Annotated in this window: 16 protein-coding genes; 9 read left to right on the top strand and 7 right to left on the bottom strand. The window is 48.4% G+C overall.

Going from position 1 to position 22,094, the window contains the following annotated elements; all coding sequences use genetic code 11:
- Nucleotides 1-63 precede the first annotated feature (63 nt).
- The 5 genes from CCC32_RS12605 to CCC32_RS12585 form a co-directional block, all read right to left on the bottom strand.
- Nucleotides 64-1,032 (bottom strand): hypothetical protein, encoded by a 969-nt coding sequence (locus CCC32_RS12605; protein WP_287074958.1) that lies wholly within the window; start codon nt 1,030-1,032, stop codon nt 64-66.
- Nucleotides 1,033-1,335: 303 nt separating this feature from the next.
- On the bottom strand, nt 1,336-2,499 hold the full coding sequence (locus tag CCC32_RS12600; protein ID WP_287074956.1) for a site-specific integrase: 1,164 nt from the start codon (nt 2,497-2,499) through the stop codon (nt 1,336-1,338).
- A 149-nt stretch (nt 2,500-2,648) separates the two neighbouring features.
- Nucleotides 2,649-3,638 (bottom strand): helix-turn-helix domain-containing protein, encoded by a 990-nt coding sequence (locus CCC32_RS12595; protein WP_287074954.1) that lies wholly within the window; start codon nt 3,636-3,638, stop codon nt 2,649-2,651.
- A gap of 373 nt (nt 3,639-4,011) precedes the next feature.
- The gene (locus CCC32_RS12590; protein WP_287074952.1) at nt 4,012-4,392 is read right to left on the bottom strand and encodes a leucine-rich repeat domain-containing protein; all 381 of its coding nucleotides are present in this window, start codon (nt 4,390-4,392) and stop codon (nt 4,012-4,014) included.
- Nucleotides 4,393-5,681: 1,289 nt separating this feature from the next.
- Entirely contained in the window at nt 5,682-6,632 is a 951-nt protein-coding gene (locus CCC32_RS12585) for an endonuclease/exonuclease/phosphatase family protein (protein ID WP_287074950.1), read from the bottom strand.
- A gap of 258 nt (nt 6,633-6,890) precedes the next feature.
- Between CCC32_RS12585 and CCC32_RS12580 the strand changes: the two genes are divergently transcribed.
- The 4 genes from CCC32_RS12580 to CCC32_RS12565 all read left to right on the top strand — a co-directional run bounded on the left by CCC32_RS12580 (nt 6,891) and on the right by CCC32_RS12565 (nt 12,936).
- Complete coding sequence (locus CCC32_RS12580) at nt 6,891-7,790, top strand: sugar phosphate isomerase/epimerase family protein (RefSeq protein WP_287074948.1); 900 nt, start codon at nt 6,891-6,893, stop codon at nt 7,788-7,790.
- 150 nt (nt 7,791-7,940) lie between these two features.
- Nucleotides 7,941-8,606 (top strand): DUF3826 domain-containing protein, encoded by a 666-nt coding sequence (locus CCC32_RS12575; RefSeq protein ID WP_042519934.1) that lies wholly within the window; start codon nt 7,941-7,943, stop codon nt 8,604-8,606.
- Nucleotides 8,607-8,683: 77 nt separating this feature from the next.
- The gene (locus CCC32_RS12570; RefSeq protein WP_502705627.1) at nt 8,684-10,798 is read left to right on the top strand and encodes an aceric acid hydrolase; all 2,115 of its coding nucleotides are present in this window, start codon (nt 8,684-8,686) and stop codon (nt 10,796-10,798) included.
- Nucleotides 10,799-11,181: 383 nt separating this feature from the next.
- Nucleotides 11,182-12,936, top strand: coding sequence for a right-handed parallel beta-helix repeat-containing protein (locus CCC32_RS12565; protein ID WP_287074946.1), 1,755 nt, complete (start codon nt 11,182-11,184; stop codon nt 12,934-12,936).
- Nucleotides 12,937-13,244: 308 nt separating this feature from the next.
- On the opposite strand, the gene CCC32_RS12560 is transcribed toward CCC32_RS12565, so the two are convergent.
- Complete coding sequence (locus tag CCC32_RS12560; RefSeq protein WP_287074944.1) at nt 13,245-15,578, bottom strand: hypothetical protein; 2,334 nt, start codon at nt 15,576-15,578, stop codon at nt 13,245-13,247.
- A 236-nt stretch (nt 15,579-15,814) separates the two neighbouring features.
- Entirely contained in the window at nt 15,815-16,789 is a 975-nt protein-coding gene (locus tag CCC32_RS12555; protein WP_287074941.1) for a protein NO VEIN domain-containing protein, read from the bottom strand.
- Between the two features lie 142 nt (nt 16,790-16,931).
- On the opposite strand from CCC32_RS12555, the gene CCC32_RS12550 reads away from it, so the two are divergent.
- From CCC32_RS12550 to CCC32_RS12530, 5 genes are all read left to right on the top strand, one after another.
- The gene (locus CCC32_RS12550; RefSeq protein ID WP_278774923.1) at nt 16,932-17,135 is read left to right on the top strand and encodes a helix-turn-helix transcriptional regulator; all 204 of its coding nucleotides are present in this window, start codon (nt 16,932-16,934) and stop codon (nt 17,133-17,135) included.
- Between the two features lie 10 nt (nt 17,136-17,145).
- A complete protein-coding gene (locus tag CCC32_RS12545) occupies nt 17,146-18,492 on the top strand; it encodes a DNA cytosine methyltransferase (RefSeq protein ID WP_287074938.1) in 1,347 nt (448 codons plus the stop codon).
- Nucleotides 18,493-18,519: 27 nt separating this feature from the next.
- Nucleotides 18,520-19,599, top strand: coding sequence for an HpaII family restriction endonuclease (locus tag CCC32_RS12540; protein ID WP_287074936.1), 1,080 nt, complete (start codon nt 18,520-18,522; stop codon nt 19,597-19,599).
- 189 nt (nt 19,600-19,788) lie between these two features.
- A complete protein-coding gene (locus tag CCC32_RS12535; RefSeq protein ID WP_502705626.1) occupies nt 19,789-20,262 on the top strand; it encodes an Abi family protein in 474 nt (157 codons plus the stop codon).
- 455 nt (nt 20,263-20,717) lie between these two features.
- Nucleotides 20,718-22,091, top strand: coding sequence for an MFS transporter (locus tag CCC32_RS12530; protein WP_042519941.1), 1,374 nt, complete (start codon nt 20,718-20,720; stop codon nt 22,089-22,091).
- Nucleotides 22,092-22,094 lie beyond the last annotated feature (3 nt).

Raw genomic sequence — 22,094 nt, 5'->3', positions numbered from 1 at the left:
TCTGATGTGGCTCCAATATGTGATGTCTAAGTATTGATATAGGAGAGGTGAGAAAGATTATCTTCAGCCTTTCTCTACGCCCAGTTGTGAAGGAATATGGAATAACAATCCGTCTGCCCCCTGAATGTCACAATGAATCTGGTCACTGTTGGATGTGACTGTCAGGTTCCTGAGTGTGCTATGCGACAATGGCTCTCCACTGGCTGTTACACACAAAGAAGCAAAACGACGCTCAATATAACAGGCGCAATCATCGTTGCTGTAAACCTTGCCTTTGCCAAGTCCTAATCTTATGGTAATGCTCCAGACCAGATGACGGACATCGAAGCTGCTCAGTTTGGTCTTGTATCTCTTCCACTCAACTTCAGGACGATAGTTGTGATCCATGGCGAATCTTAACAGGTCTGTACAGAAATCGTCCATGTCTTCCTCATAGACAAAAGGAGACATGATGTATAGAAGATATTCATGTATGGTATCCAGTTTCTTCTTCTGGCTTTCTGCCTGACTCTGGTAGAAGTCATCAATCCCTTGCTGGTAGGTTGAACTGGCAGGAACGACCGAAACAGAGGATGGCTCATTTTCGGGATTGGCTTCTTCTGGTATGACCTTAGTTTCTGTAACGGCTATCTCTTCTGCTATATCCTCAACCACCTCAGCATCGCAAACATCCTCAATCGCATTTGACTCAGCAACAATGGACTTTGCCTCCAAAAGAAAAACAGGTGTTTGCCCATCTTCTTCGTGAGGATTGCTATTCTCCATAGTAACCTTGTCCTTGGCTTTCCTCGTCTGCACCATACCAACGAAAGCATACTGCACAGCCATGTACATTGACCATAGGATTATTACAATCATCAGGTAGATGATAGATACTGGAATAATGCCATCGGGAAGATTTAAGTCTGCCCACTGGCAAAGTGGAATTGAAAGAAGTAGTACTGCAACTCCCGGCAGTATTCTTGTGGAGATCCATTCGAGCCGGATGGATGCCTCACGTGAAGTGATGGACGATGGTGAATCTATTTTCATTGTCTTTATGTGTTATTGTCCGTTGTTTCAGAAAATGCGCTGCAAAGTTAAGAAGAATCTTGCTTATGACATATCGTCTTTTCGTCTGTAGGCCAATGATTTATGTTTATTTGTGAATCATACTTGAAGTGAGTATGATTTTCACATTTGGCCTTTTCCTCCTTTTTCTTCGTTGTTTGATTTCTTGGCAAAGGTATAACGAAAAATGAGAGCAAACGTGTTGGTTCCCATTTTCCCATGTTTGTGACTTGAAAAAAGCTTCTTTGGTTTCATTTCTCGAAGAAATAGAACCAACAAATTGGTTTAGCCCTGACCGACGACTTTCAATTGTGGAGTTATCTTTGGCTTCAACGTGATGCGGTTGACACTCTCTCGCTTACTCTCATCTGCCATATTCGCATAGATCTGAGTGGTTTCCACGTTCTTGTGTCCGAGCATGTGCTGGACGGTATAGATACCTGTTCCTGCATCAACCTGCAAGGAGCCGAAAGTATGACGGGCGCAGTGGAAGGTAATGTGCTTGGTGATGCCCGCTGCTTTCAGCCAGTTCTTCAATGTCGTTCCTGTCATTTTGTCCTTGAAGTCTGGGAAGACTTTTGCATCGGGTTCGTGTTCTCCGTCGTAGAAGCCGATGAGTTCAAGAGCCTCTTCGCTGACCGGGTTGTTCACAAGCTGCTGAGTCTTCTGCATACGTACCGTGATATACATGCCCCCATCTCCGTATGGCTGAATCTTCTTCCATGTAAGCGCCTTGACGTCGCTCTTTCTTAGTCCAGTCAGGCAGGAGAAGAGGAATGCTTTCTTCAATACTGGTTCCTTGCAGTCGGTATTGGCAAGCTTTACGAGTTCCGGCTGTGAGAGGTGTTCCTTCTCCGTAGGGATGGTGTCAATCCTGTCAAGGAAGCCATTTGGATTCTCCTTGATCTTGTGGTCACGGTAGGCTGTGTGGAGCACGGCACGGAAGGTTGACCAGTAGCCTGCAATGGTGTTGGTGTGCAGTTTCTGCTTCTTGTGGATGGTCTGTGGAGCTGTATAAAGGTATTCCTTGAACTTGTTGCAGAGGTCAACATCTATCTCGCCAAAGGTGCATTTCCCTTCGCAGAAGGCTTCGAAATGCTTATAGACATTCTGCCACTTGGTGTTCCTGGCATCGGCCTTCTTCTTGAACCATGCGAGGAAGTTGCCTTTCTCCTTCTCTCGGTCGAAGAAATCGTAGCGTTCGTTCACGATGCTCTCATAGCGTCGGCAGCGCAGTGCCTCGGCTTTCTCCGTCATGCGCTCGTTGTAGTCACGCTCACGCTGGTTCTTGGGCTTGGCAAAGATGTAGATGCCAAGTGACTCATGTCGCTGTACCTTAATGGTTGACTCGTCCCTGTAGCCGGGGTAGTAGTCAAGGTAGAAGCTCAGTTGCGTACCTTTCTTTATCTTACGCGTACGCAAGGTTACTGTCTTACAAATGTTACTCATACTTGTATGAAATTTGTTTTGTTAATAATCGAAGGCTATGCGTCTCATAGCGGGTGCAAAGTAACTGCGTGATGAAAGAGTGACCAACTTACCCATTCATAACTCATGGATAATTGCACTTTCACGCAGTTGATGCTTATTATTGGGCGTTATTGGAGCCTGTAAACCCCGAATTGTGCCAGTCTGCTTGCCATTATTCGGTCTAGTTCCTCCTTGACGATGAGGTTCTGCACTCCGACTTTCACCTTAGTGATGTTGTTCGTCTTGACAATAACGCATATGTTGCTTTTGGTCATGCCGTACTTCTCGGCAGCTTCGGTGGTGGTGTAATAGGCATCACTCGCCTTCAGGTCGGGACGGAAGATGTCATCAAGATGTTTCTTTGAGTAATAGGTCTTGCCATATTCTCGCTTAGTGGGAATATGGCGGCGGTAGGCTTGGGTACGCAAGGATTCCTTGGTCGTGGAATAGAGTTCTACGGCTTCCTCGGTGGTTAGCCACTCAGTCAAGGCTTCAATCTCGGCAGTCACTCCGAAGAGCGCATCCAAGTGCTTTCGGCTATAGTAGTTCTTGCCAGCAATCTTGCAAATGGGTACTTGGTTTTTCTTGGCAGAAGCATAGAGCCAAGACTTCTTTAGCTTGTAGATTGCCATAACGTCCTCGCCAGATATGTATTCAAGTGGTTCTGATGACCTCATACTTATTTTGGGTATGTGGTTATTGGCTTTTCTCGACGATAGGGAAAAGGATGATGAATGGGATGATTTCTTGCTTGGTTTGTTTGATGAAGCACCGGGCAATACTCTATGATAAGGATTGCCAGCAAGCATCTTCTCGATGTCTGCCTTGCGGAAGAATGCCATCCGGCTGCTGATTCGTGATGCAGGAAGTTTCCCCTCGTTTACCAATTTGTAAACGTATTGACGGGAGCATCCCATGAGGATGGCAGCCTTGGAGAATGTGAGATACTCCAGGCTGGCGATGTCTATAACTGGCTGGACAGCCTTCAAAAAGTCCTGTTGCCTCTTCTTGCGCTGAGCCTTTGCCGCCTCGGCACATTGTTCTGAGCAATACCTCTGCAAACCGCTGTTGCAAATAAACTCCTTTCCGCAAAAGGCACATTTTCTTGTCTTTCTCATTTGACTCCTTTTTTATGTGGTTTCACAATCAATTTCATGCAAACCGCCACGGAGTGAACTTTCGTCAATCATCGACAATCCTTGTCAACTCATTCCACGATGTCACGTTCTTCAAATGAGGTCACTTCATTGCTCTTTTCCCTCTCGTTCATCAGTCAACCGTTGTCCACTCTTGTCAACCTTTGTCAACCCTGTCCACGAGATGGCAAAATAAAAGCCCTCAAAATTCTCCGCGGTAGAAATGCGTTGCAAAGGTAAGCGGATTTTTGAGAACCACCAAAAAGCAAGTTCGAAGTGTTAAAATCTAAAAGTAGTTGATATACAGAGATTTATCTCTATATGTTTTTCATTGTTTGTAGTTGTTTAGAGGTCTCTAAATACATAGCGAGAACGCACTGACCTTAATCGCTTCTACCCCATTGGGAATATTTATCTCTTCGAGAAGACGACAATTATCAAAAGCGAATCTTCCGATATAATATACAGAACTGGGAATAGAGACCGACTTGAGTTCGTAACAACATTCAAAAGCATAGTCACCGATTTCAACTACTTTTTTCTTTTTGCCGTTCCATTTTACTTCAGATGGAATTTTGATTTTGCCCGTATATTTCTTGTCGCCATGGGTCACGACAGCGTTGCCGTAAACGTCATAACTGTAGTAGATGCCATCCACCTCAAAGTCGTAGGCATAACTTGCCATGGCAATTACGGCCAGTAAAAAAGCCGTGAAAATTCGTTTGGTGTTGATCATAATCATTTAGTTTTTGCTGCCACCGAGCTCCTTGTGTGGCAAGTTTAGTCTGATATGGTTCCGTTGCGTATGGTCGGAGGCAGTGGAGCTCGTCTCGCGGCAGGGTGTCTGGGGTGCAAGACACGGTCTCGTATATACGCAAAATCCCCTTGCCACACAATAACTGCTAATATTGCATGGAAGGGGGATCGCTGCAAATATGCATATTATTATAATATGTTCCAAAGGAATGGGAGATTTTTTACCCATCCTAACCTTCCCCAAGGGCAACCCATCCTAACCTTCCCCAAGGGAAGGGACTGTTTACTCCGGCTATCGACATCAGCCCCCACCTATCCTCCCCCGAAGGGGAGGGACAGATACCATCGGTTGTCTGGTTGTCTGATTATCAGTAACTTATCAATAACAAAGGTAACCTGTATTCATAAGGCTTTGACAGAACCAGAGTAACCAGCATCTCCCCAACGGGGGAGACCGAGAGGGGGCTGAAATGATTGGCTGAAATCATTGGCAGAGTAATTTGTCATGATATATATGAACCGCTTTCCGCTATCAGCCCCCACCTAACCTCCCCCGTTGGGGAGGGACAGATACCATTGCCTGTCTGATTGTTGTCTGTAGCTAGCTAATTATTAGTGGCTTGTCAGTAACAAGAGTAACCTTTGGCAACTAGACCTTGTCAGTAACAAGAGTAACCTTTGTCAACCAGTCCTTGACAGTAACGTAGTAACCAGCATCTCCCCTTCGGGGGAGACCGAGAGGGGGCTGAAATGATTGGCTGAAATCATAGGCAGAGTAATTTGTCATGATATATATGAACCGCTTTCCGCTATCAGCCCCCACCTAACCTCCCCCGTTGGGGAGGGATAGATACCATCATCTATCTGATTGTTGTCTATAGCCAGCTGATTATCAGTGGCTTGTCAGTAACAAGAGTAACCTTTGTCAACTAGCCCTTGTCAGTAACAAGAGTAACCTTTGTCAACCAGTCCTTGACAGTAACGTAGTAACCAGCATCTCCCCAACGGGGGAGACCGAGAGGGGGCTGAAATGATTGGCTGAAATCATAGACAGAGTAATTTGTCCCTTCCCTTGGGGAAGGTTATGATGGGTAGCCTTTTGGGGAAGGCTAGGATGGGTTTGAGACCGAGAGGGGGCTGATGTTCAGTTGCAGAGTAACTTGTTCCTTCCCTTTGGGAAGGTTAGGATGGGTTGCCCTTGGGGAAGGTTAGGATGGGTTTGAGCACGAGAGGGGCTGATATTCAATACATAGAAACCAGCCATGGGCATTATTCCTCAAGTTCAAACTGCGCCACCAGTGGCAGATGGTCGCTGAATCCGTTGGCGTATCTGTATCCGTTGTAGGTTCTGAAAGGTTTCATCCCGCCAAACTTCTCGTCGCTCTCCATCAGAAACGGCAGGTCGTTGACGAAGCATCCCTTGAGCCTTTCCCTCATCCTGTGGCTCACGAGGATGTGGTCGATGCTCTGCCACATGCCCTGATATTTATACGTGCCCTTAGCCCCGTGGCTCCCCTTGACGCCAGCTGACACCTCCGACAGTCTGCCGGCCTCAAGAAAGCGAATCGACTTGTCCTTCGACTCATCGTTGAAGTCGCCCGACACGATTATCATCGGGTCAGGGTTTATGCTGCGTATGGAGTCCACCGATGCCATCAGCCGCTGCATCACCTGCATCCTGTATGGCGTTGTCTTGCTTTTGCCCGAGAAGCGGCTCGGCGCATGGAGCACGAACACATGGATGGTGTCACCGCTCGCCACTTCGCCCGTGGCATACAGTATGTCGCGCGTAGGCCGCATCCCCTTCGGCGGCGTCACCCTCAACGGATAAGAGTCAATCAGCCGGAACGACATCGGTGAATACAGCAGCGCCACGTCGATGCCACGCTGGTCGGGCGAATCGGTCATCACATATTCATATTTCGCGTTTCTCAGCAGACCGCGTTTCGTGAGATAGTGCAACACGGAGTCGTTCTCAACCTCGCATAGAGCCACGAGGTCGGGAATCAGGTCAGTGCCCCTTTCGTCCTTGTGTCCACAAGCCAGAATTTCCTTGGATATGTTACCCAGTTTCTTCCAGTATCTGTTGGAGTTCCAGTGGCGCGGACTGTCGCTCAGGTATTCCGTGTCCTGCTTGAGCGAGTCGTGTGTGCAGTCGAAGAGGTTTTCGCAGTTTAGCTGCACGAAGGTGAATATTCCGAGAATCAGCGATGTCAGCATAGAGTGTAGATGTTAAGTTCCAAACAGCCGATGACCGATTGGGATTAATCCCCAAGCAGCCTCAAAACCGATTGTGAGAGTATGCGTTGCAAATATACTTCATAATTGTGGAAACAGGAAATAATCCCATCACCAAGTTACAAATTCCCCCTTTGTCCGTCTATATGATACGGTGGGCAAATTGCCGGTGGTCAGATGACATCCTTGTCGGCTCGTCAACTTGTCCACTCGTTAACTCGTCAACTAAAAAATAACCGTATGTTGCAAAAGAGAGATATAAAGAAATATTTGTCCCTTATCATCGTGTTGCTTTCGATGATGCTGCCCGATGTGGCTGTGGCACAAAACCGCTATCGGGTGGGAGTGTGCGACTGGATGGTGCTGAAGCGCCAGAAGCTCGGAGAGTTCAAGCTCGCCAAAGAGCTGGGCTGCGACGGACTGGAGATGGACATGGGTGGACTCGGCAAGCGCGACTCCTTCGACAACAAGATGCGCCAGCCGGAGATGGCAAGGAAATTCCGCCACACCGCCGACAGTCTCGGCATAGAGGTGGGAGCAGTGGCAATGTCGGGCTTCTATGGTCAGAGCTTCGCCCGGAAGAAATCGTGGCGCTGGCTCGTGGAAGACTGTCTCAACACGATGGACGTGATGGATGCCACCGTGGCATTCCTGCCCCTTGGCGGATGCGGCAACAACTGGACCGACTCTCTGCCGCTGCGCCGCGAGATAGTGGAGCGTCTGCATGAGGCAGGCGAGATGGCACACCGCCGCGGCAAGGTGATAGGCATCGACACACCGCTCGACGCCAAGGGCAACAAGCGTCTGCTGCGGGAAATCGGTTCAAAGGGCATAAAAATATTCTATAAGCTGCAGACCGCCGTGGAGCACAGCCGCGACATCAGCAAAGACCTGCGGAAGCTCGGCAGCGGCAACATCTGCGCCATTCATGCCAGCAACACCGACGGAGTGTGGCTCCGCCACGACAAGGCGATAGACATGCCGGCAGTGAAGCGTACGCTCGACAAGATGGGATGGTCGGGATGGCTTTTCGTGGAGAGGAGCCGCGACGTGACCGACGTGCGCAACGTGAAGAAGAACTATGGAGAGAACGTGAGATATCTAAAGGAAATATTCGGCAAGGAGAAAACCGACAGATAAGGGCTTATAGATAAGTACACATTATATACTATATATAGTACTCAATACATATATATATATAACGCTGTATATCAAAAAAGCAAGTACACGCTCTATATTGACAAACAAGTATACAGTATAAATAAACAACTAAGCATACATATATAAAATATGAAGAAATTATTCGTCATGGCAGCCGCACTAATGGTCTGGGGCACCCTCACCGCCAGTGCAGTAGACCTAGATTCAGCAGGTCGCGACCCTAAGTATGTGGAGACAATCATGCAGCGTTCGCAGAAGGTGACCGACGCACTGAAGATCACCGGTACGGAGAAGGGTACTCAGGTGCTCAACATCGTGGCAAACCGCTATTTCAAGCTCAACGACATATATTCAGAGCGCGACAGCATCAAGGCAGTGGCAAAGACCCTTACCGGCGACGCCAAGAAAGAGAAGATGGAATATGCTGAGATGTTGAAAGACCAGAAGCTCTACAAGAGTCATTTCGGATTCATCGCCGACCTTTCGGTATATCTCACCGATGCAGAGGTGGAGACCGTGAAGGACGTGCTGACATACAATGTAGTGAACGTGACATACACGGCGCAGTGCGACATGATACCCACGCTGACGGAAGAAGAGAAGGTGCAGATTCTCGCCTGGCTCAAGGAGGGCCGCGAGTTTGCCATCGATGCCGAGAGCTCCAAGAAGAAGCATGAGGCATTCGGCAAATACAAGGGCAGGATTAACAACTGGCTCTCCAAGCGCGGCTACAACCTCACCAAGGAGCGCGAGCAGTGGGCAAAGAGAGTGAAGGCAAGAGGCGGAACGTTGTAATAACCCATGCAAGTAGTCAGAAAAAAGATACATTAAACGTCCTAATTACCGATTTGGGTTAAACACCAAGAATGCAAATGGCAAAAAAGATAATACACAGTATCATTCCTCTCAGAGGATTAGGACTGATGGCAGCACTGTCGATGGCAGTACTGCCGTCGGCAGCACAGAAAAACGGCATCACCGACACCGGCAAGAGCAAATACGCCGTGGTGTCGTCAACACCGCTCAGCGCCGTGAGATGGACCGGCGGATTCTGGGGCGAGCGCTTCGGAGTGTTCAGCGGCACATCAGTGCAGAGCATGTGGGAGACATGGAAGTCTGACACGGGACACGGCTGGAACAACTTCCTCATAGCAGCCGGAGAGAAAAAGGGAAAGCGCCACGGACCACCATTCCACGACGGTGACATGTATAAATGGCTTGAGGCACTGACGGCGGTATATGCCGTGAACAAAGACCCGGAAGTGGGCAAGATAATCGACCGCTTCGTGGAACTCATCCAGAAGTCGCAGCGCCCCGACGGATACCTCCACACTCCAGTCATCATAGCCGAGATGAACAGGCAGCAGAGCGCCAAGGAGGAGGCGAAGGAGAATGAGACCATCGGAACAAAGGTGGGAACGGGAAAAGACGGAGCCTTCGGCAACCGGCTCAACTTCGAGACCTACAACCTGGGACATCTCATCACTGCCGGCATCATGCACAAGAGAGCCACGGGCAAGAACACGCTCTTCAACTGTGCGGTGAAGGCAGCCGACTTCCTCTATGATTTCTATAAGCGAGCCTCCGACGAACTCGCCCGCAACGCCATCTGCCCGTCACACTATATGGCGGTGACGGAGATGTATCGCGAGACCGGCGACCCCAAATATCTGGAACTATCAGAGAAACTCATCGACATAAGAGGCAAGGTGGAAAACGGCACCGACGACAACCAGGACCGCGTGCCCTTCCGCCAGCAATATAATGCCATTGGTCATTCGGTGAGGGCAAACTATCTGTATGCCGGTGTGGCAGACCTCTATCTGGAGAGCGGCGAAGAACAGCTGAAGAAGAACCTCGATGCCATCTGGACCGACATCGTGACACGCAAGATGTATATCACCGGAGCCTGCGGAGCACTCTACGACGGCACTTCGCCCGACGGTACCGACTATAAGCCCGACAACGTGCAGAAAGTGCACCAGAGCTATGGCCGCCCCTACCAGCTGCCACACTCCACGGCACACAACGAGACATGCGCCAACATCGGAAACCTCTTCTTCAACTGGCGCATGTTTGCAGCCACAGGAGATGCCAAATACACCGATGTGGTGGAGAACTGCCTATACAACAGCATACTGCCCGGCATCAGTCTCGACGGAAAGAAATATTTCTATACTAACCCCATGCGCATCTCGGCAGACCTGCCATACAAGCTGCGCTGGCCCAAGGAGCGCACCGAGTATATCAGCTGCTTCTGCTGTCCGCCTAACACGTTGCGCACCCTCTGCGAGGCACAAGACTATGCCTATTCCATCGGCAAGAACGAGATATACGTGAACCTCTATGGCGACAACACCCTCAACACCCGCATCGACGGCATCGGCGATATCGCCATCTCGCAGACCACCGACTATCCGTGGGACGGCACCGTGGAGCTGACCATCGACAAGCTGAAGGGAAAGAAGCAGTTCGGGATACGGCTCCGTGTGCCGGACTGGTGTACCGAGGGAGCCACGATACTCGTGAACGGCGCTCAGCAGACCATCGAGGCAACCGCCGGCACCTACGCCACAGTGACACGCACATGGAAGAAAGGCGACGTGGTGACACTCAGCATGCCGATGCGCACACGTCTGATAGAGGCAAACCCACTCGTGGAGGAGAGCCGCGGACAGGTAGCCGTGCAGCGCGGACCTATAGTATACTGTCTTGAGAGCAACGACCTGGGCGGTGCGCGAATCGACGACATCGCCATTCCGCTCAACGCCAAGTTCACTCCCGTTGACATGACCATCGACGGCAGCCGCGTGAAGGCACTTGAGGCAGAAGTGATAAACCGCAGCGAGCCGTCGTGGAAGGGACAGCTCTATCGCGAGGCAACGGCAAAGAAGCATACACAGACCGTGCGCTTCATCCCATACTATGCCTGGGGCAACAGAGGAAAGAGCGAGATGACAGTATGGATTCCGGCATCGCTGGATTGAGTAATCTGTCTTGATATGTCAAAACTGCTGACTTCCAGCCCCCACCTAACCTCCCCCGTAGGGGAGGGACTGGTACCCTTGACTGTTTGACAGCCATCTGTTTATTTCGACAGTCCTTGACAAAGCGGAGTGATCTATTGTCATTAGTCCTTGACAGAAGCAGAGTAATCGGCATCTCCCCTTCGGGGGAGAACGAGAGGGGGCTGCAATCATTGGCAGATTAATTAGTCATGATGTGAAACAAATCTTCAGACATCAGCCCCCACCTAACCTCCCCCGTAGGGGAGGGACTGATACCTTAGGACTGGTTACTTTTACCTCTGGCACGATTTGAGTTTAACCTAAATAGGTCCTCCATAAACGGAGTAACAAACAATAAAAAAATGAATATCAGATCAATAGCCGTAATCCTTTCGGCAATCATCAGTAATATAGCCTTCGCCACCGACATCGTGGTGAAGCCAGGACCCTACGCCATAGAGCAGGCACTGCAGCAGGCAAGAGAGGCGCGCCGCATGGAGGGAGCCAAAGACGTGACCATCCGCCTCCAGGCAGGCACCTACCGGTTGAACCAGACCGTCACGGTGAGGCCTGAAGACAGCGGCACACGCATCATAGCCGACGGCAATGCCGTGGTGAGCGGCGGAGTGCAGATAAAGGGATGGAAGAAGCAGGGCAAGGCATACGTAGCCGACGTGCCCGAGTTCAACGGCCGTCCGCTGGAGTTCCGCCAGTTGTGGATAAACGGCAGGAAGGCAGTGAGAGCCAGAGATGTGAGCGACTTCGAGAACATGTATCGCATCAGAAGCATCGACAAGAAGAACGAGACACTCTATGTTCCGGCAGCAGCCGTCAGAAAGATACTCCATGCCCGTCATGCCGAGATGGTGATACACGAGATGTGGTGTGTGGCAAACCTGCGCATCAAGAGCGTCAGAATACAAGGCGACAGCGCCGCCGTCACCTTCCACCAACCCGAGAGCCACATCCATTTCATGCACCCCTGGCCATCGCCGATGGTGACAACCGACGGCCACAACTCCGCCTTCTATCTCACCAACGACAAGGCGCTGCTCGACACTCCCGGAGAGTGGTATCTCGATGCCAGGGAACAGAAAGTATACTATATCCCGCTCAAGGGCGAGAATATGGCTACGGCAGATGTTGAGGCTCCAGCCGTGGAGACCCTGCTCCGCGTATGCGGCACACCCGACAATCCCGTGCGTGGCGTCACCTTCGAAGGCGTCACCTTCAGCCATGCCACATGGATGAGACCATCCGTCAGCGGTCATGCCCCGCTCCAGGCAGGCATGTATATGACTGAGGCATATAAGCTGAGACCAAAGATGATACGCCCCAACGGCGACCATAAGCTCGACAACCAGGGATGGGTAGGCCGTCCGGCGGCAGCCGTCAGCGTGGACTGTGCCGAAGACGTGGACTTCCTCCGCTGCACCTTCGAGCATTGCGCCTCTACGGGAGTGGAATTCCATGAATATACCAAGGGCGGAAACATCAGCCGCTGCACCGTCCGAGACATCGGCGGCAACGGCATATTGGCAGGCAGCTTCGGTCCCGACACCCATGAGGCACATCTGCCATACAATCCTTCAGACTCGCGCATTATCTGCACCGGACTGACAATCGACAACAACCTCATCACCGACGTGACCAACGAGGACTGGGGATGCGTGGGAATCGGAGCCGGATTTGTGCGCGACATAAGAATCCTGCACAACGAGATTTCCGAAATCTCATACACCGGCATCAGTATGGGGTGGGGATGGAACCAGCAGCCGTGCTCCATGGCAAACAATCTCATCAGCGGCAACCTCATCCACCACTACGCCAAGCACATGTACGACACGGCAGGCATCTACACCCTCGGTTCGCAGCCCCACACGCTGATAGAGGGCAATGTGGTGAGAGACATCTATACTCCCGGCTATGCCCACGATCCCAACCACTGGTTCTATCTCTACACCGACGAGGGATCATCCTGCATCACCGTGAGGAACAACTGGACTCCGGCAGAGAAATTCCTCAAGAATGCCAACGGCCCGTGCAACACATGGGAAAACAACGGTCCTGCCGTTGCCGACAGCATCAAGGCGAAAGCTGGAATCCAGAAGCAATGACGCCCCGACGGACAGATTACATTTCTGCCATAGCGTCAGCAGACTACAGTCCTGCTGCCGTCCGGCGTCAGACATGGATAAAGACAATCCAAACATTCTTCATAATAACCTGTTAGTATTGCCGTGAGGCAATAATGTATCATGGGGGCCCTCACATTGCGTGTGGGCTTTTTTGTTTGATGTAGTGTTTTGTTGATTATCAGACATTCAATAATGATAATCCCCAAACGTTCATTAGGCAGTTTGGGGATTTTATGACTGCTTGCAGTCTTTCGTTTTTTATAAGATCTCTTTTGTCAGTCAGGAGGTTATAAACCGGCTTTGATCTCCCATTCCCCTTTTTCAGAAGTAACCTTGATGATATTGACACCTTTGACATTCTGCAATGGAATAGAAGCCAGATGACTGTCAGGACGGGCAGAGTTGATTCTGCGGCCGGCAGCATCGTATACCTCAATGGCGGTAATCCTCTCGCCACCCACGGTGGCAAGGTTTATGTATCCGGCGTTGCGCTCCATTATTATGCCCGGCTTCTTTATCATGCTCTGGCTGACAGAGGCAGAATTCTTGTCGTCAGTAATACTGAGCACGTGCCATCCGCCATTTGGCTTTAGGCTCGACATGGATGCAGAACCAAGCATCAGTCTGCCGTCAAGAACCTCAAGATTTCTTACGCCATACTGCTGAGCATTGTTGAAGCCGTTCTCGGTGATGTATTTCGGAGCCTCTTCCTCGTCGGTCATGCGCAGAAGTTCAAAGCCCTCGTCACTCGCGTCAAGGCCAGTGAGCAGTTTCGACAGTGTGGCAAAGCTTGCGTCGCCCACGAGGTTCGAACCTGCAGCATCGGCAAGGTTAGACAGGTCCATCGTACCTACATACATATTGCCGTCATATTCCTGGATTGCCCATATATATATGGTCCAGAGGTTTCCAAAGCCTCCTCGTCCCCACTTGGCTTCCAGTCCGCTAGGTTCCAGTTCCCAGTTTTCAATTTTTCCTTCCTTGTCGTATACAGGTTTCGGGTTCGTAGTGTCACCATAGAGCAACTCATAGTTGTTGTCTTTGTCGATGCGCCAGAACGACGGTGTGCGGTAGTTGCCGAGAATGAAAGCCAGGGCGTCAGGCGAGGTCAGGGATCCGTATGTTGACTGTGCCGTAGAGAGCACATAATAGTTAGGACAGAACACTCCCCAATACAGATGGTTGCGCCACTCATGGAATCCGGCGATGGAGGTAATCGAACGGCCGAGCGTTTTTGTCGGCTCCGCCACATCACTTGTCCATACTTTAGGCCACATCTCGCTGTCGATGCTGACTGGAGTGAAGCCTCCTTCAGGAATTTCCGGACTGACATGAACGGCAGACACCGTTGCCCACGTTCCTATATATATGCGGTTGTTGAAACAGGCAAGTTCTGCCGCCTCGTTGTCTACGAGTCCCACGATATGGAATTTCCACGGGTCATTCTTGTCGCCATACCAGCGGAGCAGTGCACCTATCTTCTTGCCTGTGGTAGGATGCGTTATGCCCACGGTGACATAGAGAACATTGTTTACTACTCGCCACCGTCTTACGTTCACCACCTTGCATCCGTCAACGTCGCTCAGGCTGCTGGCTCCCAGAATGCGGTCGTTGTCGGCATCGTATGCCACGAAGGCAGCCGAAACCTTGGAGTCCCAGTCGCTGGCATACAGGCCTGGTCCGCCGAAGAACACTACGCCGTTAAGGATGCCGCAGGAGCGCAGTCCCTGACAGTTTTTCAATATCGGATATTCATCTATCGACGGTGTTATGTCGGTGACGATGCCCGATTTCGTGTCATAGCTGTATATGCGAGGCGGACGTATGTCGGCATACTTGCTGTTCTCATCGCCGTCGGCATAGGCTTCCTTGGCATAAGTAGACTGTCCGTATTCGCATGCCCAGCACTTGTTTTCGTATGGCACATTGTCGCCCACGCCCGGCTGCACGAAACTGCCATAGCCCTGCATGCAGAGATAGTTGTTGTTGGTAGACCAGTAGAGCTTGTCTTTGTATGTACCCATTCCCCATGCGTAGGAGCCGTTGCGCTTGCCGATAGCGCCATTGCTCTCCAGCTCCTCAATCTCCTGCAAAGACAGTCCGGCGGGAACGTATTTGTTCTTCTCGTTTGCCAGACCGTAATAGGCCTCGTCAATCGGTGCCTGGTAGATGGTGTCAACGGTCAGTCCGTTGTCATAGTCCACATTCGGACGCACACGGTTTTCTATCTGGAATACATAGAGCGGATACACCTTCTTCATATATTCGAGCATTTTTGTCAGGTCAGCTCCGGTAATCCCTAACTTGTCCAGCATCTCAAACAGCTTGGCAAGCACGTCCCCATTGTCATTAGGCGTGTTTCCGTTGCCATAAGATTCTTTCATGGCAAGCTGATGGATTTTCACCAGTGCTTCACGGCCGCTGGCTGTATCAAGCTTTGGCCACAGTGTCGTGACGAAATGTACAAACGGTCTGCTGTCTCCCGTCTTGTCGTTTAGTGAGATGACAGAGCAGAAGTCTTTCACCTCTGTTCGTTGAGGCATACAGATGTTTCCACCGAGTGCCCCGGCCGAAGTCATAAGTCCTAAAATACTTATGATGATGTTTTTTCTGATTTTCATAATGCCCTTATGAATTTAATTGTGACAAATAGTTTGTTGTTCCTGCAAATTTATGGAAATTATCAATACATTACAAAAGTATGATGTTTTTTTTACTTATCATGAATGTCGTATGATAATGTTTCTATCTGTTCTTTCCCGACAATCAGATTGTGAACACGCGAGTTCACAATCTTAATTGGTCGCACATACGCAGATGGCTTTCAGTGGAAGTCTTGGGTTTATGTATATTTCTTTCATTTCTCAACGTATGCAATTGCAGCGATTTGCTCATCAAAGGAAAGTTCTATGTCATTATCCTCCTCGCATACCCAAATGCCATTGTCATTTGCGAAAGTCCATATTTCCGGGGATTTGAGGGCTTCTGTGACTACGCATAGACGATAGCATCCGTTGTCTGTCTCTTTCATTTTGCTATACTCGTTCTTGGAAAGGCGGACGGATATTTGAGAGCCTGCCAAGCCTTTTACTTCTATTCTTAGTATAGCCTTTCCTTTATATGCTTCCAAATCCCAACCTTTGTTTTCGCTCTCAACCGAATGTATTTTATATCCGAGCCCTTTATAATAAGAGGTAACGGCAGAGACAGCAGCTTTTTCTACTGCAACCTTTGCGTCCACATCTATGTTCGGTTTGGTTTTTCTTCTTTCGGGTTTGACGTAATTGTCAATATAGTGGATAACCGACAGCCGGAAGTTGGCTACCTTCTCATTTGCGCTATCGGCATACCAGATATTAGACTGCCCCATAAACCCCTTCTTTAAAGCATTCGTTGCTCTTGGCACCTGCATTGTGCGTTCTTTTTCCATGAGAAGAGTGCAGTCAGACGAAAGTGCTTCTATATTGTAGTCATAGCCATTACGCTCCTTTAACTTGGTGTCATACTGAAATGTGCGGTAAACTCTTGCATGTTTGTACCAACCAACAATATATGTTCCACCCTCAATAGGGTTGGTAGCAGTCCATACGACTAACACGTCATCAAGATAATCGTCAGATTTTAAACACGAAGAATCTATACGTTCTATTTTTATTTCACTCCATTTGGTTGGTTGCACATAGCCATAGCAATGTCCGTTAACGTCTTGGAAGTTAAAAGCCTCGTGCTTGTCATCTGGGTTATAACTTCCTCCACCCTTGATTCTGTCAGAATTGCTATGCCCACGGTAGCGTTTCATCCAACCAATATTAGCGAAGAGTATTTTCTGCATAGCTGTTGCCTTTTATGTTTTTGCAAAGATACAATTTATAATCATAGGTATTGACTATAATCGGGATTATCTACGTTAAAGAATTACATTTTAGCACTTAAATGATAATAATTCATTATCTTTGCCGACTAAATACAGCATTATGGAAGATGTAAATAGATTAAAAATCGTGCTTGTCGAGAAGAAAAAAACAAGCAAGTGGCTTGCAGAACAGTTGGATGTAAACCCTTCAACTGTCTCCAAATGGTGTACCAATACATCACAACCGCCATTGGACACACTTATACAAATATCTCAACTTTTAAAAGTTGAAGTAACAGAATTAATTCGTGTTCCACAAAAGTAGATACAAAGAAATGATAAATTCAACAAGAAAGCAGTTTTCCCTTTTTGATTTTTGCAAGAAAAGAGCAGATAAGATTCAAGTGTTTGGTAAAGAGACTATTGACGAGGAAGGAAAGATAATTCCTTTCGTTGATCAAGCAGCCTTGATTACCCATTACTTACAGTTGCGCGATGCAGACATCAAAATGCCATACGAGAGGCAGGCTGAAGACATTTTAAATCTGTGGTACGAGTTTGTAAAGAGCGAAAGACTTCATAAGCCTAAGGATTTTGAAGGAGTTGCTGACTCCGCAATTGGCTACCAAACATATCTGTTTCAAGATTTATTCGCAGCACCATTCCAGGCACCCCAAAATCCAAAATTCAAGTTTATAGACTTGTTTGCTGGTATAGGTGGATTTAGAATGGCATTTCAGAATCTTGGAGGAGAATGTGTATTCTCTTCTGAATGGGATGAACAGGCAAAGAAAACCTATTATGCAAACTATGGTGACGTGCCATTTGGTGATATAACAAAGGAAAGCACAAAGAATAAGATACCAAAGGATTTCGACATACTATGTGCCGGTTTCCCATGTCAGGCTTTTTCCCTTGCAGGAAAGAGACTTGGTTTTGAGGAGACAAGAGGAACTTTGTTCTTTGATGTTGCTGAGATATTGCGCCGTTATCAGCCGAAGGCATTCTTCCTTGAAAATGTAAAAGGACTTGTTATTCATGATAAGGGTAGAACATTTAAAACTATTCTCAACACATTGGAAGAAGTTGGATATGTCGTACCTGATCCACAGATTGTTAATGCAATGTTCTTTGGAGTTCCACAGCACAGAGAAAGAATATTCATAGTTGGTTTTAGAAAGGATTTGGGTATAAAGAAAGATGACTTTTCTTACCCTGAGCAAAAGGAAGTGACTAAGAAATGGATTGATGTAAGAGAAGAGAATCCAGTGCCAGCCAAATATTATCTTTCAACTACATACATCGAAACCCTCAAAAGACATAAAGCTCGTCATGAGGCAAAAGGAAACGGATTTGGCTATGACATAATTCCTGACGATGGCATAGCTCACGCTATTGTTGTAGGTGGTATGGGAAGAGAGAGTAACCTCGTTATCGATTTTCGACAGACAGACCTGACACCTACCACAAGAATTAAAGGTGAAGTAAACCGCCAAGGCTGGCGCAAGATGACTCCTCGTGAGTGGGCGCGTTTGCAGGGCTATCCCGACAATTTCAGAATTGTTGTAGCTGATGCGTCGGCATATAAGCAATTCGGTAACAGCGTAGCTGTGCCAGCAATACAAGCAACTGCAAAGCAGTTGCTTAAGACATTGAACGACAAGAATATTCTTAAAATATAGGACTACAATTATTTGAAATATAATATTATGGCATTAACTGGAAATAAAGGCGAATGGAGTGAGATATATACTCTTTTCAAACTATTAGGTGATGGCAAAGTCCATGCTGGCGATGCCGACATGAATAAGCTGGAATTGTATTACCCAATTCTGAACATTATTCGAGAAGAGAGTAAACGATACGAGTACAAACCAAATACCGAGCAAAACATTGTTGTGATTGATGAAGATGGAAATGAGTATGCTCGAATTTCCATGGATAAGTTTGTTGAAGAATCAACTAAGTTGTTATCTGAAATCAAGGCTGCGAAGAAAAGTGCATTTGAGATTCCAGAAGCAGAACAATTCATGGGCGAGATAGGTTGTTCAAAGTTGAAAGCACCTTCAACAGACAAAGCGGACATTCATATTGTGATACATGATCTTCGAACGAACATGACTCCATTGTTAGGCTTCAGCATTAAGTCACAACTTGGAAGTGCTTCTACGTTACTCAATGCGGGGGCCACCACCAATATTACATATAAGGTGGACGGAACGATGTTTAGTGATGAAGATATTGATGCAATTAATGCAATCAAGAGCCATTTGGAACGTTTGGCTGCTTTGTTTGAAAAGGGATGCTCCTTGGAGTATAGTGATATAGACAATCCCGTTTTCAGAAACAACCTTCAGTTCTTAGACATCTGTATGCCACAATTTATTGCAGATTGTCTGTTGGTTGATAGCAAAGGATCCAATTCTTCGATAGATTACTGCGTAGCAGACGTTGCAAAGAAGAATCCTTTTGATTACAAAGGCAAGAATGTAGAAGAGTTCTATGCTCACAAGATGAAAGTACTGCTTCTAAGTGCAGCTCTTGGTATGGTACCTGGTAAGGAATGGACTGGACGGTATGATGCTAATGGTGGCTATCTTGTAGTTCGTAAGGACGGAGAGATTGTTTGTTACCACTTCTATAATCAGAATGATGTGGAAGATTACCTGTATAAGAACACACGATTTGAAAGAGCAAGCAGGACACGGTATGGATTCGGCAAACTGTATCGTGGGGAGGATGGTTCTGTCTATATGAAGCTCAACTTACAGATTAGATTTAAAAAGTAATTACATATATACCCCAATTCGAGATAAAATAGCGATTAGTTGCATGTGAAGACAGATACGTGAATTCTCTTCCCATGCCATCAGACATGGGCTATATATTATTTAAAGGTCTGATTTAACATTACTAAATATAATATGTCAAAGAATTCCACTTTTGCGTGTTTTTCTGCTAAAAAGTTTGTATTATAAATGATTATTCGTATCTTTGCAGCACGAGAACCCGCCAAGCCTCTCAACGATGCTCAAATGTGCGGGTCGTTTTGTTTTTATGGGTATATGGCAACAAGGATTCCGTTTATAAAAACATATTCCACCCCACATGAGTTAGTGCAGCTTCTCAAAACAAGAGGTATGGAAGAATCTTGGCTTACCATTATCACTGTAACAAGAAACTCATGTTGTCATCATGCACGTGTATGGAATAGGGTATTCTCTATTCGTGCTACCATGCCAATCAGAATGTCACGTCCTTGGATTACCTTGCCGACAGATCCTTTGAAAGTGTACTTTGATATGTGCATCATCAAGTACTTTCTTGACATCATATCTCCAAATAACGATATGCTTGATAAGATGAACAGACTTTTTGCTACGTTTCCAGAAGTAGATAAGGCTGCCCTTGGTTTTCCTTCTGGTTGGGAAAATGAACCATTGTGGCAATAAAAATCAGCTAATGTTGTTATGTGACAGGTAAAAATTTTACATACTCCTCAATCCCATTCACCTCAACAATATCCACATCCCGGAGCAGCCGGATTTCGTCGGAGTCTGTCAGCTTCATTATGTAACTCCACCTGTTTTCACCCCATACTGCTCATCCTCAAAAGTCAAAATATTGGGCAGGAAGCTGACAACAAAATGTGCCCAGGTGGGGCAACGTGCTTGCCCATGTTGGGTAACGTGCTTGCCCCAAGTGGGCAAGCACGTTGCCCCAAAATGGGAGAAAACCTCACGAGATGGCATAGTACAAAAAAGCAGTTTCAGCGTCTTTATTTTTGATGATTTGCAGGACTGGTAGGATGAGCGGAGAACAGACTCAGGAGCATCCCGCCCCGTAAGGCAGATCACCCCAAAAGAGAAAGCAAACGAAAAGAAAACGAAATACAGACATACACATTATGGGAAACAACAAAAGCAGTCTGAAGAGCACCATCGCCGTGTCTCTCACCAACTATCTCGATGCCGGAGCCATCGTGGCAGGCGCAAGCGGATTGTCGCTTTGGAAAAACTATCTCTCGCTCACCGAGTCGCATCTCGGAATCCTCAACGCCATCAGCGCCAACTGTCTCGGTGCGGCGATAGGAGCCATCATCGGTGGATTCCTTGCCGACAAATACGGCAGGAAGGCGATATACACATACAATATGCTCATCTATATGGTGGGCGTGCTGCTCGTGGTCTTCACCACCAGCTTCCCCATGCTTCTCGCCGGATTCCTGGTCACGGGAGTCAGCGTAGGTGTGGGAGTGCCGGCATCGTGGACCTATATCTCTGAGAGTTCGGAGATAGGCAACCGAGGCCGAAACATCGGCATCTCGCAGATGGCGTGGGGCATCGGACCGCTCATCATCCTGCTCCTGGGATGGTTTCTCGCTCCGCCTACCAACAATGCCGAGGCAGGCTTCATGTTCCCCCTCGTCAGCCAGTCAGCTGTTCAGATTCTGGGTGATGCCGCCTCGCAGGACGCCATCAACGTGTTCAGCTCCCGCATTGTCTTCGCCTCCCTCTTCGTGGTGGCACTGATAGCCTGGCTGCTTCAGCGCCAGCTCGACGAGTCGGCAGAATGGAAGGCCACGCAGTCGCAGCAGACTTCAGATGAGCCGTCAGGCAAGAAGAGCGTCTTCGCCTCCTTCGGCACCCTGTTCTCCAACAAGGTCAACGTGCGCACGATGCTTTTCCTTGCCGGAATGTATCTCACCTGGAACCTCGTCAGTTCGGTGATGGGCTTCTTCCAGCAGCATATCTACGAGACGGCAGGCGGACTTTCAAACGGCGAGGCGAACATGCTCTCAGCCGGACAGTGGGTGATAATAATCTTCATGACCTTCGTGTTCTCGATGCTCGTAGACAAGGTGAACCAGCGCCTGCTCTATATCGTTGGCGTGGGCGCTGCAGTGCTGGCTTGGGTGATGATAGTCACTGTGGGCATCGGCAGCATGTCGGGCCTGCTCTTCTTCACCCTGCTCTGGGGCATCCAGGGCGGAATCTCCGTGCAGGGCTTCTATGCGCTGTGGGCATCCGAACTGTTCCCTGCCAAATACCGTGCCGCCGCCCAGGGCGTGATGTTCTTCATGGTGCGCGGACTGTCGGCAGCCTGGGGACTGGTGTTTGTGAATATCTATGGCGAGGAAGGCGAGGGGTTCACCCTTGCCGCCTATCTGATGATGGCGCTTCTCGTGGTGTCGCTTCTCATCGGAGCCATCTGGACCCCCAAGACCCGCGGCAAGTCGCTGGAGCAGATTACGGAAGAAAGATACGGAAAAGAAATATAATAC

Source organism: Prevotella sp. LMAG:51 (assembly GCF_008680225.1).
In the GTDB taxonomy this organism is placed as follows: domain Bacteria; phylum Bacteroidota; class Bacteroidia; order Bacteroidales; family Bacteroidaceae; genus Prevotella; species Prevotella pectinovora.
Note: the sequence above shows the minus strand (reverse complement) of the source record. Positions and strands in the feature narration are given on the sequence as shown.

What these genes read in the sequence shown, in the direction of transcription:
- CCC32_RS12605 (WP_287074958.1), bottom strand. Translation starts at nt 1,032, where the DNA reads ATGAAAATAGATTCACCATCGTCCATCACTTCACGTGAGGCATCCATC.
- CCC32_RS12600 (WP_287074956.1), bottom strand. Translation starts at nt 2,499, where the DNA reads ATGAGTAACATTTGTAAGACAGTAACCTTGCGTACGCGTAAGATAAAG.
- CCC32_RS12595 (WP_287074954.1), bottom strand. Translation starts at nt 3,638, where the DNA reads ATGAGAAAGACAAGAAAATGTGCCTTTTGCGGAAAGGAGTTTATTTGC.
- CCC32_RS12590 (WP_287074952.1), bottom strand. Translation starts at nt 4,392, where the DNA reads ATGATCAACACCAAACGAATTTTCACGGCTTTTTTACTGGCCGTAATT.
- CCC32_RS12585 (WP_287074950.1), bottom strand. Translation starts at nt 6,632, where the DNA reads ATGCTGACATCGCTGATTCTCGGAATATTCACCTTCGTGCAGCTAAAC.
- CCC32_RS12580 (WP_287074948.1), top strand. Translation starts at nt 6,891, where the DNA reads ATGTTGCAAAAGAGAGATATAAAGAAATATTTGTCCCTTATCATCGTG.
- CCC32_RS12575 (WP_042519934.1), top strand. Translation starts at nt 7,941, where the DNA reads ATGAAGAAATTATTCGTCATGGCAGCCGCACTAATGGTCTGGGGCACC.
- CCC32_RS12570 (WP_502705627.1), top strand. Translation starts at nt 8,684, where the DNA reads ATGGCAAAAAAGATAATACACAGTATCATTCCTCTCAGAGGATTAGGA.
- CCC32_RS12565 (WP_287074946.1), top strand. Translation starts at nt 11,182, where the DNA reads ATGAATATCAGATCAATAGCCGTAATCCTTTCGGCAATCATCAGTAAT.
- CCC32_RS12560 (WP_287074944.1), bottom strand. Translation starts at nt 15,578, where the DNA reads ATGAAAATCAGAAAAAACATCATCATAAGTATTTTAGGACTTATGACT.
- CCC32_RS12555 (WP_287074941.1), bottom strand. Translation starts at nt 16,789, where the DNA reads ATGCAGAAAATACTCTTCGCTAATATTGGTTGGATGAAACGCTACCGT.
- CCC32_RS12550 (WP_278774923.1), top strand. Translation starts at nt 16,932, where the DNA reads ATGGAAGATGTAAATAGATTAAAAATCGTGCTTGTCGAGAAGAAAAAA.
- CCC32_RS12545 (WP_287074938.1), top strand. Translation starts at nt 17,146, where the DNA reads ATGATAAATTCAACAAGAAAGCAGTTTTCCCTTTTTGATTTTTGCAAG.
- CCC32_RS12540 (WP_287074936.1), top strand. Translation starts at nt 18,520, where the DNA reads ATGGCATTAACTGGAAATAAAGGCGAATGGAGTGAGATATATACTCTT.
- CCC32_RS12535 (WP_502705626.1), top strand. Translation starts at nt 19,789, where the DNA reads ATGATTATTCGTATCTTTGCAGCACGAGAACCCGCCAAGCCTCTCAAC.
- CCC32_RS12530 (WP_042519941.1), top strand. Translation starts at nt 20,718, where the DNA reads ATGGGAAACAACAAAAGCAGTCTGAAGAGCACCATCGCCGTGTCTCTC.